Source organism: Cellulomonas hominis (assembly GCF_014201095.1).
GTDB lineage: Bacteria > Actinomycetota > Actinomycetes > Actinomycetales > Cellulomonadaceae > Cellulomonas > Cellulomonas hominis.
Map to the genome: position 1 here is coordinate 2,901,041 of NZ_JACHDN010000001.1, position 15,707 is coordinate 2,916,747.

The 15,707-nt window shown below is 75.6% G+C and carries 11 protein-coding genes; 8 read left to right on the forward strand and 3 right to left on the reverse strand.

The window, feature by feature from the left end; genetic code table 11:
• Window positions 1-7: 7 nt before the first annotated feature.
• The 3 genes from HNR08_RS13655 to rfbB form a co-directional block, all read right to left on the reverse strand.
• Entirely contained in the window at window positions 8-928 is a 921-nt protein-coding gene (locus HNR08_RS13655; protein ID WP_246803175.1) for an LCP family protein, read from the reverse strand.
• A 543-nt stretch (window positions 929-1,471) separates the two neighbouring features.
• Entirely contained in the window at window positions 1,472-2,740 is a 1,269-nt protein-coding gene (locus HNR08_RS13660; protein WP_246803174.1) for an LCP family protein, read from the reverse strand.
• A gap of 114 nt (window positions 2,741-2,854) precedes the next feature.
• Window positions 2,855-3,850 carry a dTDP-glucose 4,6-dehydratase gene (rfbB, locus tag HNR08_RS13665; protein WP_183835064.1) on the reverse strand — a complete coding sequence of 332 codons (996 nt, stop codon included), beginning with the start codon at window positions 3,848-3,850 and terminating at the stop codon, window positions 2,855-2,857.
• Window positions 3,851-3,955: 105 nt separating this feature from the next.
• Between rfbB and HNR08_RS13670 the strand changes: the two genes are divergently transcribed.
• From HNR08_RS13670 to HNR08_RS13705, 8 genes are all read left to right on the forward strand, one after another.
• Window positions 3,956-4,534 (forward strand): hypothetical protein, encoded by a 579-nt coding sequence (locus tag HNR08_RS13670; protein WP_146832501.1) that lies wholly within the window; start codon window positions 3,956-3,958, stop codon window positions 4,532-4,534.
• On the forward strand, window positions 4,531-7,131 hold the full coding sequence (locus tag HNR08_RS13675) for a hypothetical protein (RefSeq protein ID WP_146832498.1): 2,601 nt from the start codon (window positions 4,531-4,533) through the stop codon (window positions 7,129-7,131). The genes HNR08_RS13670 and HNR08_RS13675 overlap by 4 nt, the downstream gene beginning before the upstream one ends.
• A gap of 56 nt (window positions 7,132-7,187) precedes the next feature.
• Window positions 7,188-9,890, forward strand: coding sequence for an N-acetylmuramoyl-L-alanine amidase (locus tag HNR08_RS13680; protein WP_146832495.1), 2,703 nt, complete (start codon window positions 7,188-7,190; stop codon window positions 9,888-9,890).
• Window positions 9,891-10,020: 130 nt separating this feature from the next.
• On the forward strand, window positions 10,021-11,850 hold the full coding sequence (locus HNR08_RS13685) for a hypothetical protein (protein ID WP_146832492.1): 1,830 nt from the start codon (window positions 10,021-10,023) through the stop codon (window positions 11,848-11,850).
• The gene (locus HNR08_RS13690; protein WP_146832489.1) at window positions 11,843-12,376 is read left to right on the forward strand and encodes a phosphatase PAP2 family protein; all 534 of its coding nucleotides are present in this window, start codon (window positions 11,843-11,845) and stop codon (window positions 12,374-12,376) included. Before HNR08_RS13685 ends, HNR08_RS13690 begins: the two co-directional genes overlap by 8 nt.
• A gap of 5 nt (window positions 12,377-12,381) precedes the next feature.
• The gene (locus HNR08_RS13695) at window positions 12,382-13,242 is read left to right on the forward strand and encodes a decaprenyl-phosphate phosphoribosyltransferase (protein WP_146832561.1); all 861 of its coding nucleotides are present in this window, start codon (window positions 12,382-12,384) and stop codon (window positions 13,240-13,242) included.
• A complete protein-coding gene (locus HNR08_RS13700) occupies window positions 13,239-14,567 on the forward strand; it encodes a hypothetical protein (RefSeq protein ID WP_146832486.1) in 1,329 nt (442 codons plus the stop codon). The genes HNR08_RS13695 and HNR08_RS13700 overlap by 4 nt, the downstream gene beginning before the upstream one ends.
• On the forward strand, window positions 14,554-15,687 hold the full coding sequence (locus HNR08_RS13705) for a glycosyltransferase family 4 protein (RefSeq protein ID WP_221286362.1): 1,134 nt from the start codon (window positions 14,554-14,556) through the stop codon (window positions 15,685-15,687). The genes HNR08_RS13700 and HNR08_RS13705 overlap by 14 nt, the downstream gene beginning before the upstream one ends.
• The last annotated feature ends 20 nt before the right edge of the window (window positions 15,688-15,707 follow it).

A 15,707-nucleotide genomic window follows, 5' to 3' on the forward strand; every position in this document is an offset into this window, starting at 1 on the left:
CAGCGGGTCAGGACGGCACGCCGCCGACCACGCCCGGCGGGAGCGTGCCGTCGCGGACCTGCTGGAAGAACGTCGGCGTCTGGTCCGGGTCGAGCTGCACCGTCGAGCCGATGCCGTCGCCCGGGCGGTAGTCGAGGCTGCGGATCGGCGGGGTGCCGGTGATCCCGCCAGTCCCGGTCGCGGACCGGAACGCCAGCGCGAGCCGGCCCAGGTCGACCACGTCGGTGCCCTGGTCCAGGGTCATGGCGTCGGTCCCCGCGCGGATCAGCGACACCTGGCGACCCGGGTTCACCAGGGTGGACGGGGAGGCGGCCGAGGACGTGATCCCCGAGATGACCTCCCGCTGCCGCTTCGCGCGGCCGATGTCGCCCTCCGGGTCGACGTACCGCATCCGGGCGAACATCAGCGCGTCGTGGCCGTCGGTCATGTGGCAGCCCGGCGTCCACACCAGGCCGGTCATCGGGTCGGTGACGTCGAGGTCCGAGCACAGCTCGACGCCGCCGAGCGCGTCGACGACGCCCTCGACGCCGCCGAAGCCGACCTCGACGAAGTGGTCGACGGTCAGACCGGACAGCTGCTCGACCGTCGCGACCAGCAGCGCGGGGCCGCCCCACGAGTACGCGGCGTTGATCTTGCTCGCGCTGAAGCCCGGGATCTCGACGAACGTGTCGCGCGGGATGCTGATGAGCGCCGCGGGGCCGCTCTCGGGCACCTGCAGCAGCATGATCGTGTCGGCGCGGGCACCGGCTGTCCCGTCCTCCTCGCCGGGGGCGCGCTCGTCGGAGCCGGCGAGCAGGTACGTGGTGCCGGGGGTGTCGGCCGCGCCCGAGAGGGCGTCGACGTGGCGCAGGCGGCCGTTGGCCCAGATGGCGAGGCCGATGGGCCAGGCGAGCACGAGCACGAGGACGAGCGCCAGCACGGAGAGCACGCCCCGGCGGCGCCATCGCCGCCGGGGCGCGGCGGCGGGCGCGGCAGGCCGGGCGTGGGGGCCGCCCCCTGCCGGCGACGGGCCGGCCGGCCGCGGCGCGGTGCCGCCGCCGCGCGGGGTCGTGCGCCGCGGGGTGCCGACGGGCGCGTCGGCGGGTCCGGCGTCCTGCGCGGGGTGCCGTCCCGGCACGGGCCGGGCCGGCTGCCTGCTGCGCCGCGGCGGGGCCGCGCGGTGCGTCGCGTCCGGCTCGATCGCGGGAGGTGCGCCTGCGGCGGCCGCGGACGCCGGTGGCACAGGGCGGGCCGGCGGCGAGGGGCGGGCCATCGTCCGCCGCGGGGCCGGTCCGACGGGACGCGCGTCGTCGGCCGCCGGCCGGGACTGCCGGGCGGACGGCTCGAAGGTCGGCGGGAGCCGGTCCTCACCGGTCGGCTTGCTCGGCACGAAGCCCCCTCACGTGTCTCTTCGCTGGTGCTGCGCCGTCGATCGTACGCGCGGCGGGTCGGCCGCCCGGGGAGCCCGGTGCGGCGCGTACCGCGCCCGGGTTCAGCAGACAGCCGTGACGTCCGCTGGCGTGAACGCCTCGCGGCCCGCCTCCTTGGTCTGCGCCGGCGCCGGAGCCTGCGTCTCCGGCGCGGCCGGCGCGGTGGTTCCCGCATCGGGAGTCTCCGTGCCGGTCCCCGTGCCGGGGTCCGTCGCCGTGGGCTCCTCCGAACCCACGACCGGCTCGTCCGCGGCCATGTTGGCCCAGACCACGTCCGCCTCCGAGGTCCACTCCACCCGGTTCTTGTTGGACGCCGCCGCGGCCCACGGGATGGTCAGGATGGTGATGTCGTCCAGCCGCACCGAGCGGGCGCTCCACGCGAGCCCCGTGAGCGACTGCAGGTCCAGGGCGCTGTCGATCGTGAGCGAGCTGGTGGCGGCGCCCAGGAACTGCAGCAGGGTCGGGGCGCTGGTCATCACGTCGCGGGAGAACACCTGGTTGACGATCGCCGCGATGAGGCGCTGCTGGTTGCCGATCCGGGCGATGTCGGACCCGTCGCCGACGTTGCCGTGCCGGGCGCGCGCGAACTTGAACGCGTCCTCGCCGGACAGGACCTGCTGCCCCGCCGACAGCGTCAGGCCGGTGTACGGGTCGTACAGGTCCTTGGGGATGCAGATGTCGACGCCCCCGATGGCGTTGACCATCGACTGGAACCCGCCGAAGTCCACGACGACGAAGTGGTCGATCGTCAGGCCGGTGTTCTCCTGGATCGCCCGGCCGGAGCAGGCCGCGGCCGACGCGAGGTCGCCGCCGTTGTCCCAGCCGATCGCGAAGGCCTCGTTGATCATCGCCTGCGAGCGCGCCCGGGTCGTCGAGCCGTCGGACATCTGGCAGGACGGGATCGAGACGAGCGAGTCGCGGGGGATGGAGACGAGCTCCACGCGCTGCCGGTCCGCCGACACGTGGACCACGATCGTGGTGTCCGCGCGCATGCCCGCGGTGTCCTCGCCCTCCGCGGCCATCGCGGCCGCGTCGCGGTAGTCCGACCCCAGGACGAGGATGTTGAGCGCCCGGCCCGCGTTCGGGTCGTCGGGCTCCGGGTCCTCGTCGGGGGTGCTCACCGGCGACGGGCCCGGGCCGAGCAGCGACGCCACGTCGACGGTGGCGATGTTCGTCTGCAGCTTGATGTACAGGGCGCTGGCACCCGACACGCCCACCATGACGAGCGCGACCGTGACGAGGGCGACGCCGCGGAGCACCCGGTGACGCCCGGAGCTGCGGGCGTGGCGGACGGCGCGCGGACGCGCGGGTGCGGCGTGGCGGTTGGTCACCGGACGAGGATAGGAGGTCGGGTCGGGCCGGCCGGCGGAACCCCGGGGGGAGGGGCGTGGAGGATTCGTGGAGACATCACTCCTGGTCGCACGCCCGGCGCCGGCCCGCCGGGGTCAGCGCCCGAGCTGGGCGTACTTCGCCTCGGTGTCGTCCTTCTGCGGCCGCCACCACGCCTCGTTCGCGCGGTACCAGTCGACGGTGGCCGCGAGGCCGTCGCGGAACGTGGTGTAGCGCGGGGCCCAGCCGAGCTCGGTCCGCAGCTTGGTCGAGTCGATCGCGTAGCGCAGGTCGTGGCCCGGCCGGTCGCTCACGAGGTCGTAGGCGTCGGAAGGCTGCCCCATGAGCTCGAGGATGAGCTCGACGACCGTCTTGTTGTTCTCCTCGCCGTCCGCGCCGATGAGGTAGGTCTCGCCGATCCGGCCCTTCGTGATGATGTCCCAGACCGCGGAGTTGTGGTCCTCCACGTGGATCCAGTCGCGCACGTTCTCGCCGGTGCCGTAGAGCTTCGGGCGGATGCCGTCGACGACGTTGGTGATCTGGCGCGGGATGAACTTCTCGACGTGCTGGTACGGCCCGTAGTTGTTCGAGCAGTTCGAGATCGTCGCGCGCACGCCGAACGAGCGGGCCCACGCGCGCACCAGGAGGTCGGACGACGCCTTGGTCGACGAGTAGGGGCTCGACGGGTTGTACGGGGTGTCCGGCGTGAACTTGGCCGGGTCGTCCAGCTCGAGGTCGCCGTAGACCTCGTCGGTCGAGATGTGGTGGTAGCGCACGTCGTAGCGGCGCACGGCCTCGAGCAGCGTGTACGTGCCGATCACGTTGGTGTGCACGAACGGCCACGGGTCGTGCAGGGAGTTGTCGTTGTGGGACTCGGCGGCGAAGTGGACCACGACGTCGCTGTTCTTCACCAGGTCGTCGACGACGTCGTGGTCGGCGATGCTGCCCTTGGCGAAGGTGATGCGGTCCCAGACCGGCGCGAGGCTCTTCTCGTCGCCGGCGTAGGTGAGGGCGTCGAGCACGGTCACCTCGACCTCGGGGTGCTCTCGCACCACCTGGTGGACGAAGTTGGAGCCGATGAATCCGGCTCCGCCGGTGACGAGCATGCGCACGGGGGGTTCCTCCTCCAGACGGGTGGGTCCAGGGTAGTGGAATCGCCGCCGCTCCCGGCGCGGCGGCGAGACGGGGACCGAGCCGGATGCCACGATCGGCGGGCCATGAGACCTCATCCCGCGCCCGGGCACCACCAGGGCCTCCGCCGCGCCGGCCGGCTGCCGCTGCTCCTGCTCGCCGTCGCCCTGCTGGCGACCGCCTGCTCCGACTCCGGCTCCCGGGCGGGTGACGCGCCGTCGACGTCGGCCGCGCCGTCGGACGCGCCGCGACCCACCGCGTCCGCGTCCGCGACCGCACCGGCCCCGACCACGAGCGCCGGGACCGACGCGGGGACGGACCCCGGCGCGGACCCCGGTGCGCAGCCGGCGGACCCGCCGGCCTCCGCCGAGCCGGCCCCGGCGGACGGTCTCTCGGTGGTCATCACGTTCGCCGAGGTGACGCAGGGCGCGCTCGAGGTCGGCTCCTACGTCGAGGGCACCATCGAGGACGGCGGCACGTGCGCGCTGTCCGCGCGGTCGGGGTCGACCACGCGGGACGACGACCGCGAGGGCGTCGCGGACGCCACGACCACGTCGTGCGGGACGCTCTCCGTCCCGGCGTCGTCGGGCACCTGGAAGGTCACCGTGTCGTACGACTCGCCCTCCGGCCGCGGCCAGGCCTCGACCACGGTGGTGGTGCCGTGACGGCCCGCCGGCGCCCGACGGCGCTCCTGGTGGTCGTCTCGCTGCTCGCGTCGCTGCTCGCGGCGGTGGGCGGCACCGTCGCGACGCAGGTCGTCACCGCCGCGCCTGCCGCGGCGGCGGACCTCTCCGGCTTCAGCGCGGGCAACATCATGAGCGACGAGGTGTTCTTCGACGGCACCCGCATCGGCGAGGCGGCCCTGCAGCAGTTCCTCGAGCAGAAGGGCGCCGGCTGCTCCGTCGGCAGCGACGGCAGCCCCTGCCTGAAGAACTACCGCGTGTCGACGCCGAGCCGGAGCGCGGACGCGTACTGCTCGGGCTACGCAGGCGCCGCCGACGAGCGCGCCTCCACGATCCTCGTCAAGGTCGGGCGCGCCTGCGGCGTGAACCCCCAGGTGCTCGCCGTGATCCTGCAGAAGGAGCAGGGCCTCGTCACCACGACCGGCGCGGCGGCCACGGCCACGCGGTACCAGCGCGCGATGGGCTTCGGCTGCTCCGACACCGCGCCCTGCCAGGAGCAGTACGGCGGGTTCTTCAACCAGGTCTACCAGGCGGCCCGGCAGTTCCAGGTCTACGCGGCCCGGCCGGGCAGCTACGCCCACCGGGCCGGTGCGACGAACGCGGTCCGCTACCACCCGAACGCCGCCTGCGGCACGTCGCCGGTCTACATCGTCAACCAGGCGACCGCCGGGCTGTACAACTACACGCCCTACCAGCCGAACGCCGCGGCGCTCGCGGCGGGCTACGGCACCGGCGACGCGTGCTCCTCGTACGGCAACCGGAACTTCTGGAACTACTTCACCGACTGGTTCGGCCCGACGAGCGGCTACGGCGTCAGCCCGCAGATGACCGAGCTGTGGAACGCGTGGGGCGGCGGCGCCGGGGCCCTCGGCCAGCCGATCGCATCCCAGCGCTGCGACCTCGTGCCGACCGGGTGCTCTCAGAAGTTCACGAACGCGACGATCTTCTGGTCGCCCACCACCGGTGCCCAGGCCGTCGGCGGCCTGATCCTGTCGCGCTGGGAGGCGTCCGGCGGCCCCGCCGCGGGCATCGGCTACCCGACGTCGACCGTGCTGTCGTGCGACGCCGGGGCGGGCTGCGCCCAGACCTTCGAGTCCGGCGTCATCACCTGGTCGGGCGCCACCGGGGCCCAGCTGGTCGGCGGCCAGATCTACCAGCGGTGGATCGCCGAGGGCGGGCTCTCCGCCGGCATCGGCTACCCGACGTCCACCGTGCTGTCCTGCGACTTCGGCGCCGGCTGCGCGCAGAGCTTCCAGTCCGGCCTCATCACCTGGTCGGGCGCGACGGGCGCGCACATCATCGGCGGCATCATCGGCGCCCGCTGGCAGCGGGAGGGCGGCGCGACGGGTGCCCTCGGCTACCCGACCTCGACGGTGCTCGGCTGCGCCGCCAGCGGGTGCGCCCAGAACTTCCAGCGCGGGGCGATCGCGTGGTCGTCCGCGACCGGGGTCCAGGTCGTCGCGGAGCAGGTCGCCCAGGCCTGGATGGCGGCGGGCGGACCCGCGGCCGGCATCGGCGTCCCGGTCGAGTCGCTCGTCACGTGCACGGGCCCCTGCGTGCAGCGCTTCCAGTCGGGCGTCATGACGTGGTCCGGCTCGGGCAGCGGCCAGCTCGTCGGCGGGGTGATCTACCGGCGCTGGCAGGACCTCGGCGGCCTCGCGGCCGGTATCGGCTACCCGACGTCGACGGTGCAGGGCTGCCCGGCGACCGGGTGCGTCCAGACGTTCCAGTCCGGTGCCATGACCTGGTCCGGCGCGACGGGCGCGCAGCTCGTCGGCGGGCTCATCTGGTCGCGGTGGCAGGCCTCCGGCGGGCTGGGTGCCGGGATCGGCGTGCCCACCGAGTCGGTGCAGTCGTGCCCGGCGAGCGGCTGCGTCCAGCAGTTCCAGACCGGCGCGGTGGCGTGGTCGCAGGCCACCGGCGCGCACCTCGTGGGCGGCGCGATCTACGGCCGCTGGCGCGCGGCCGGCGGCGCGGCGTCCGCCCTCGGCTACCCGAGGGACACCGTTCTCGGCTGCGCGTCCTCCGGATGCCGGCAGAACTTCGCGGGCGGCGCCGTCACGTGGTCGGCCGCCACCGGGGCGCACGCCGTGCAGGAGTCGGTCGCCGCGCTCTACCTCGGCCAGGGGGCGGAGACCGTCTTCGGGTACCCGACGACCACGGTCGGCGCCTGCCCGGGACCGGACGGGTGCGTCCAGACGTTCAGCGCCGGCGCGATCGACTGGACGCCCGAGCGCGGGGCGCTGGCCATCACGGGCCCGATCCACAGCCGGTGGGCGGACTCGGGCGGCGCGCAGGCCGGGATCGGGCGCCCGCTGACGTCCACCCTCGCGTGCGACCAGGCGGCCGGCTGCGTGCAGGACTACCAGGGCGGCGCCATCGCGTCGTCGAGCGGCACCGGGGCGCACCTCGTCGGCGGGCAGATCTACACGTTGTGGAAGGCGCTGGGCGGGCGGGACTCGACGCTCGGGCTGCCGACGTCGACCGTGCTCGGCTGCGATCCGGCCGCGGGCTGCGTCCAGACGTTCCAGGGCGGGTCGATCCGCTGGTCCGGCGCGACGGGCGCCTACCGGCAGTGAGCGTCGGTGCCGGGGCTTCCGGCAGGGCGCGAGCGGGACACCGAGGGGGAGACACCATGCGGGTTCGGGGATGGGTTCCGGCACTGGTCTGCCTGGCGCTGGCGACGGTGACCGCCGTGCCGGCGCAGGCGGACGCGCGCGCGGCGGCCGGCCCGGCGCCGGCCACCGCCGCGCCGGCCGACGGCGGGGTCACGGAGCTCGACGTCACGCTGGCCGCGCCCGAGCCGGCGGCGGGGGCGCGCAGCCTCCGGGCGGCCGAGCCCGAGGCCGCGGACCCCACGGAGCCGGAGGGCGCCGCCCCGACCGCGGACCCCGGCACGGTCGAGCCGACGCCGGAGGCCACGGCTCCCGAGCCCGCGGCCCCGGAGCCCGCGTCCCCGGATGCGGCCGACGCCCCGGACCTCGACGCGGACCCGACCGAGGTGGTCGAGGGCGCGGACGACCTGGTCCTGGAGGAGGCGTCCGCTCCCGACCGCGTCGTGAGCAGCGCCGTCGAGACGGGCGAGTTCGAGACCGTCGGCCTGACCTGGCCGGCCGGGCTGGACGCGACCGGCCTCGAGGCGCAGGTCCGCACCCGCACCGACGGCGTGTGGAGCGACTGGCAGACGCTGGGGACGGCCGAGCCGACGGACCAGACGCCGGACGACGGCACGGTGGACGACCGCCTGGCGGCGCGCGGCGGCACGGACGCGCTCTGGGTGGGGTCGTCCGACGCGGTGCAGCTGTCGACCACGGCGGACGCGGCGGCGGCCGGGGGGCTGCGGCTCGCGCTCGTGTCGGCGGGCGATGTGACCGCCCCGGTGGACGCCCGGGTGTCGACGGCGAGCCTCGGCAGCGCGGTCACGAGCCCCCCGCGCGTGATCTCCCGCGCCGAGTGGGGCGCGCGCGCCCCGTCGTGCACTCCCGACGTGGCGCAGCAGATCGTCGGCGCGGTCGTGCACCACACCGCCGGGTCGAACGCCTACGCGAACCCGGCCGAGGCGATGGCCCAGATCCGCAACGACCAGCGGTACCACATCGAGTCCCGTGGCTGGTGCGACATCGGCTACAACTTCCTCGTCGACAAGTTCGGCAACATCTACGAGGGGCGGGCGAACAGCCTGACGCAGCCGGTCATCGGCGTGCACGCGGGCGGGTTCAACACCGGGACCGTCGGGATCTCGATGCTCGGCGACTACTCGACGACCGTGCCCTCCGGCGCCCAGCTCGACGCCGTGGGCCAGGTCGCGGCGTGGCGCCTGGCGGCCTACCAGGTGGACCCGCGGTCGACCATCACCTACCGCACCGGCGGCGGCGAGAACTCGCGCTACCCCGCGGGGTCGGTCGTGCAGCTGCCGGCGATCTTCGCCCACCGGGACACCGCGTTCACGTCCTGCCCCGGGCAGGCCGCGTACGACCGGCTGGGCACCGTCCGGCAGGCCGCCACCACCTGGTACCTGTCGTGGCCCGAGTGGGGCTCGGGCCCCTCGGTGAGCCCGCAGATGCGGCTGCTGTGGGACCGCTGGGGCGGCCCGGACGGCCCGATCGGCGTGCCGGTGACGGGGCAGCGCTGCGACCTCGCCCCGGCCGGGTGCGTCCAGCAGTTCACGGGCGCGGACGTGTACTGGTCGCCGCAGACCGGCGCCCAGGCGGTCGGCGGGCTGATCCTCAACCGCTACCGGGCGTCCGGGGAGCAGGCGGCGATCGGGTACCCCACGGACAGCGTGTTCGGCTGCCCCGCGTCGGGGTGCACGCAGTCCTTCCAGTCCGGGGTGATCACCTGGTCGCCCGGGACCGGCGCGCAGCTCGTGGGCGGGGCGGTCTACGGCCGGTGGAAGGCCTCCGGCGGCCTGGCCGCCGGCATCGGCTACCCGACCACCACGGTGCTCGGCTGCGACCCCGCGGCGGGCTGCACCCAGTGGTTCCAGTCCGGCCGCGTGACGTGGTCCGGGGCCACCGGGGCGCACATCATCGGCGGGATCCTCGGCTCGACCTGGGACGCGCTCGGCGGTGCCCCGGGCTCGTTGGGCTACCCGACGTCGACCCAGCTCGCGTGCGACCCGGGCGCGGGGTGCGCTCAGACCTTCTCCGGGGGCGTCATCGCGTGGAAGGCGGCGACCGGGGCTCGCGCCGCGGGCGCGGCGGTGCTCGCCGAGTGGCGGGCCACCGGCTGGGACCACGGCGTGGGGTTCCCCGTGGAGACGGTCCTCGGCTGCACCACGAGTCCCTGCACGCAGCGTTTCGAGCGCGGGACGGCCGTGTGGGCCCCCGGGCGCGACGCGCGGATGGTCGGCGGCGTGATCGGCGCGCGGTGGACGGCCCTCGGCGGCGCCGCGTCGGCGCTCGGGCTCCCGACGTCGACCGTGCTGGCGTGCGACCCGACCGCGGGCTGCCGGCAGACGTTCGACGGCGGCGCGATCGGCTGGAGCGCGCGGACGGGGGCGCAGGCCGTGCCCGCCGTGATCGACGCCCGGTGGCAGCAGTCGGGCGGCGCGGCCGCGGTGGGCTACGCCGTGGAGTCCCGCGCGGAGTGCGCGGGGTCCGGCTCGTGCCTGCAGCGGTTCGAGCGGGCGACGGCGACCTGGTCGTCGCGGACGGGGGCGCACCTCGTCGGCGGCATCATCGGCGCGCGCTGGACCGCGTCGGGCGGCGCCGACGGCCCCCTCGGCCTGCCGACGTCCACCGTCCTGGCCTGCGATCCCGTGGCAGGGTGCACGCAGACCTTCGAGCACGGCGCGATCCGCTGGACGGCGGCGGCGGGCGCGGTCGTCACGAGCTGACCGGGGCGGCCGCGCGACGCGTGTCCGCGGACCGCGTACGATCCTCGGGGCCGTGACGTGGGTCGACGGCGGGGGAGCGTGGAGGAGATTGGTGTCGGAACGACCGCGGCAGCGGCGGAGCAGTGCGCTGGTGCCGTACGCGGTCGCCGCGCTCGTGGCGGTGATCACCGCGGCGGTGGGCCTGGCGATCCTGCTGGAGGCGCGGCCCAACCCCACGGGTGACGAGCCGCACTACCTCCTCATCGCGCAGAGCATCGCGCTGGACGGCGACATCGACCTCGCCGACGACTACGCGGACCCCGCGCGCGTCGCCGCGGCGTACCCGGGCAACACGGTCCTCGACCCGGTCACGCACGCCGGCGTGTACCGCGACGGCGGCCCGATGGTGCCGATCCACGCGATCGGCCTGCCGCTGGTGCTGTCGCCGGTGTTCGCCCTGGGGCAGGGCTGGCTCGCGGCACGCGTGCTGATGGTCCTCATCAGCGCGCTGACGGCCGGCCTGGCGTACCTCGTCGTGGACCGGCTGGTCCCGCGGCGCCCGGTTCTCGGCGCCCTGAGCGTGCTGGCGGTCTCGCTCACCGTCCCCGGCATCGCGTTCGCCAACCAGGTCTACCCGGAGATCCCGGCGGCCCTGGTGCTGACCGCGGCGGCGTTCTGCCTGGTCCGGGGCCGGCCGACCCTCCCGTGGCTCGTCGCCGCGTCGGTGCTCGGCGCGCTCGCGCCGTGGATCCACCTGCGGTTCGCCATCCTCGTGCTCCCGATCGGGCTCGCGGTCGTCGGCCGGGCGCTCGGCATGCCGCTGGGGGTGGAGCTGCGGGCGCTGCCCGCCGCGCTGCTCCGGGCGCTTCGGGAGCGGTGGCTCCGCGTCCTCGCAGCCGTCTCCCCGCTGCTGCTCAGCGCCGCAGGCATCCTCGTCTCGAACCAGGTCCTCTACGGGTCGCCCGGTGTGAACGCGGCGTACAACCCGGACGTCTTCCCGGTGCAGCTCCCGTTCCAGCCGCTGTTCGTGTGGATCTTCGGCGTGGGGTCGGTGCTCGACGAGCAGCGGGGCATCGCCCCGTACGCACCCGTCGTGCTGCTCGTGTTCGCCGCGGTGCTGGTGGCGGTGTGGCGCTGGCGGTGGTGGGCGCTGCCGGCGGTCGTCGCCTGCGTCGCCTTCTACGTCGTGACGACGGGCGTGGCCCAGGGCGGCGGCTTCTGCCCGCCCGGGCGCTGGTTCGTCGTCTTCATGCCGCTCACCGCGGTCGGGCTCGCGGCGGCGCTGGACCTGTCCTGGCGGCCCTGGGTCGTGTTCGTGCCCACCGTGCTGTTCTCCTGGGCGGTCACGGCGCAGCTCCCGGCGCACTACGCCGACCTGTACCCCGTGGCCGAGGTGCGCTACCAGCGCCTGCCGGTCGCGGACGAGATCGCGGACGCCTGGCCGGACGTGATGGTCCGCCGCCAGGACGGCCTGCAGCTCGAGGCGGCGACGCTCGTCCCCGGCATCGGGCGGCCCGCGGGTGAGGACGACGTCGTCGCCGAGCCGGCCGACGGCCCGGGCACCGTGGTGTCCGGCCCCGACTCGCTGTTCGTGCCGGGCCTGTACGACGTCACCTACCACGTCCGCCTCGCGGGCGAGCCGGGTGCGACCGTCGGCCTCGGCCAGGTGCTCGCGGGCGAGAGCGTCGTCGCCGAGGTGCCGCTCACGGTGCCGGAGGCGGGCGACGCGACCGCGGCCGCCGCCGTCCGCCTCGACCTCGCCGCCGTGCCCACCGAGACCCGCGTGCTCGCCTTCGGGACCGGCACGATCGAGGTCGACCGGGTCGACGTCACCTGGGCCGAGCCGGCGCCCCCGGGCGACCTCGAGCGCATGAACGGCGTCCCGCTGTCGACGGTCTGGTTCGCGGTCGTCGCCCTCGTCGCGGGGCTGATCACGGCCGGCCTCACCCGCCCCGCCCGCAGGAGGACCGACGATGCGTGACCAGGTGGCACGGCTGCAGGACGCCGAGCTCGAGCTGATGCGCGCGGTCCAGGACCGCGCGGGGCACCCGGTTCTGCCGGCCGTCGCGCGCGGGCTGTCGCACGCGGGGGAGCACGCGCTCGGCTGGATCGCGCTCGGCGCCGCCGGCGCGCTCGTGGACCGGCGCCGCCGCGCGGACTGGGCCGGCGTGGCGGTCGCCGCCGTCGGGGCGCACGCGGCGGCGGTGGTCGTCAAGCGCGTCGTCCGGCGCCGGCGTCCCGCCGACGAGCGGGTGCGCGTGCTGGTCGGCACCCCCTCGGCGCTGAGCTTCCCGAGCGCCCACGCGACGTCCACGACCGCCGCGATGGTGGCGGCGGCCGCCGGCGGTCTGGTCCCGGCCCCCGTGGCCGGCGCCGTCGTCGGCGCGATGGCGGCGTCCCGCGTCCTGCTCGGCGTGCACTACCCGACGGACGTCGTCGCCGGCACGGCGATCGGTGCGGTGTCCGGCGCGGTGACGCGCCGCCTCCTGCGGGCGGTGGCGCGGTGAACCGGATGCCGCCGCTGCTGCGCGCGATGCGACCGCGCCAGTGGGTGAAGAACGTCCTCGTCGTCGCCGGGCCGCTGGCGGCGGGCTCCCTGTGGGAGTGGCACGGGCTGGTCGCGGTCGTCATCGCGTTCGTCGGCTTCTGCCTGTGCGCGTCCGCCATCTACCTCATCAACGACGTCATCGACCGCGACCTCGACCGCCGGCACCCGGTGAAGCGGTTCCGCCCCATCGCCTCGGGGGAGCTGAGCGTCCGCACGGCCCTCGTCGTCGCGGCGGTCCTGCTCGTCGTCGGGATCGGCGGCTCGATCGCCCTGGGCCGCGGCTCGCTGGCCGTGGTCCTGGGCTGCTACAGCGTCCTGCAGGTCGCCTACTGCCTGTGGCTCAAGGACCAGCCGGTCATCGACCTGGTCGTCGTGTCGTCGGGCTTCCTGCTGCGCGCCCTCGCGGGCGGCGTCGCCGCCGGTGTCGTGCTCTCGCCCTGGTTCCTGCTCGTCGCGTCGTTCGGCTCGTTGTTCATGGTCGCGGGCAAGCGCTACTCCGAGGTGCACCTCGTCGGCGAGGGCGCCGACGCGACCCGGCGCAGCCTCGAGACCTACTCCGCGTCGTACCTCCGGTTCGTGTGGGGCGTCGCCGCCTCGGCGACGATGATCTTCTACGCCCTGTGGGCGTTCGACCTGGACCGCGAGTACCCGATCTGGCCGCAGCTCTCGGTCGCGCCGCTCGCGGTGGCGCTGCTGCGGTACGCCGTGGACATCGACCGCGGCGCCGCCGGCGAGCCCGAGTCGATCGTGCTCGGCGACCGCGTCCTGCAGCTGCTCGGCGTGATCTGGCTCGTGCTGTTCACCGTGGGGGTCGTGCTCGGGTGAGGCGTGCGGCGCCGGCCGGGCTCGTCGCCCTGGCCTGGGTGGTGGTGGGGAGCGGGCTGTCCGGCCTGGCGACCTACGTGCTGCTGGTCGTCGTGGCGCGCGCCGTGGGACCCGTCGCCTACGGCGACTTCTCGGTGTTCTGGACGTTCGTGGTGGTGGTCTCGCTGGGCGGCTTCCTGCCGGTCGAGCAGCTCACGGCGCGGACGGTGGGACGCCGCCTGGCCGTCGGCCTCAGCCCCGGCAGCGCCCTGCGCGACGGCGTCCGCTCGGGGTCGCTCGTGGCGGGCGTCGTCCTCGCGGCCGGGGTCGTCCTGCTGGTCGCGCAACCGGGCGTCCCCGACCCGCGGCTCGTCGTCCTGGTCCCGGTCGTGGTCGCGGGCTTCGTGGTGCAGTTCGCGGCCCGGGGGGTGCTGGCCGGGGTCCGTGACCTGCGCGGCTACGCCGCCGTGCTCGTCACCGACGCCGGCGTCCGCGCCGTCGTCGCCGCCGTGCTGTGGGCGGGCGGCGTGACCTCCGTCCTGCCGTACATGGTCGGCGTCACGGCCTCGTGCGTCGCGTGCGCGCTCGTCGGCCTGGTGCTCGCCCGCCGTGCGCGGCCGCCTGCGGCCGGCCCCGCGGCCGCGCCGGACGACGTCGCCGCGCCGGGGACGGACGACCGGATCACCACGCGGGCGCTGGTCCCGCTGGTGGTCGCTGCGTCGTGCATGCAGCTGCTGCTGAACAGCGGCGTCCTCCTCGCCCGTGCGGTCCCCGACGCCCAGGCCGCGCTGGCGGGGGTGATCCTGGCGGTGCTCACGCTCGTCCGCCTGCCGGTCTTCGTGTTCCAGGCGGCCCAGGCGGGCTACGTGTCCCGCGTGGCGGCGCTGCACCGGACGCGCGACGGCGCCGGCCTGCGCCGCCTCGTCGCGCTCATCGGCGGCGTCGTCGCGGTGGTCGCCGGCGTGACCCTCGTGACCGCGGCGACGATCGGGCCGCAGCTGGTCCGCTGGGTGTTCGGCGCCGGCTACGACGTCGAGCGAGGCGCGGTCGTCCTCGTGGCGGTGGGCGTCGCGGGCTACCTCGCCGCCTCGGTGCTGAACGACCTCGCGGTCGCGCTCGGTGCGCACCGCGCGGTGGTGGTCGCGTGGCCGGCGGCCGTCGTCGTCGCCGCCGGGTCGCTCCTGCTCGCCCGCGGTTCGGCGACGTGGGCGTGCACCCTGCCCCTCGCCGTGGGCGCCGCGACTGCGGCGCTCGTCCTCGGGCCCGTCGTCGCGTCCCGCGTGCGGTCCGTCCTGTCCCTGCCACCCGGCCCCGGCGGCCCGAAGGAGGTCGATGAGCGTGCGTGAACCGGTGTACGACGTCGTCGTCGCGCTGAACTACTACGCCCCGTACGTGTCGGGCGTGACGGAGGCGGCCCGGATGACGGCCGAGGGCTGGGCCGCGCGCGGGTACCGGGTGCTGGTCGTCGCCGGGCACCACGACCCGGCGACCCCGGCGCGGGAGGTCGTCAACGGGGTGCGCGTCATCCGCACGCCCGTGGTCGCCCGGATCGGCAAGGGCACCATCAGCCCGGCGTTCGTGCCGACCGTGGCGCGGTGGGCCCGGCGGGCCCGCCTGCTGCACCTGCACCTCCCGATGCTCGAGGCGGGCGCCATCGCGGCGGCGACCCGCGGCACGCCGCTGCTCGTGACGTACCAGTGCGACGTGACGCTGCCCCCGGGTCTGTTCAACGCCGTGCAGGTCCGGGGCCTCGACCTCTCGCACCGGATCGCGCTGCGCGCGGCGGACGCCGTGGCGGTGACCAGCGACGACTACGCCCGGTCCAGCCGGCTGTGGCCCGCCATGGCGGGGCGCACCGTCGAGGTGCCGGCGCCGGCGCGGGACCGCTCGGGCGGCTCCCCGACGTTCCGGGACGGGCCCGGCCCGCACGTCGGGTTCGTCGGGCGCATCGTCGAGGAGAAGGGGCTGGAGTTCCTCGTCGACGGCTTCCGTGCCGTTCCGGACCCCGCGGCGCGCCTGCTGCTGGCGGGCGACTTCGCGAAGGTGGCCGGCGGCAGCGTGATCGAGAAGGTCCGGGCGCGCATCGGGGACGACCCGCGGATCCGCGTGCTCGGCTTCGTCGCGGACGAGGAGCTCCCCGACTTCTACGCGTCGCTCGACGTGCTCGCCCTGCCGTCGATCAACTCGCTGGAGGCCTTCGGGATCGTCCAGGTCGAGGCGATGATGCAGGGCGTCCCGGTGATCGCCTCCGACCTCCCGGGCGTGCGGATGCCCGTGCGGCACACCGGCTTCGGGCGCGAGGTGCCCCGGCGGGACGCCGCCGCCATCACGCGGGCGGTCGAGGAGCTCCGCGCCGACCCGCCCGACCGCGCGGAGGGGCAGCGCCGGGCGCTCGCGCGCTACGCGCTGGACGTCGTGCTCGACGAGCACGTGCGCCTGCTGGAGAGCCTCGCGCTGCCGCGCTGAGGCGCGGGGCGGTGCCGGGG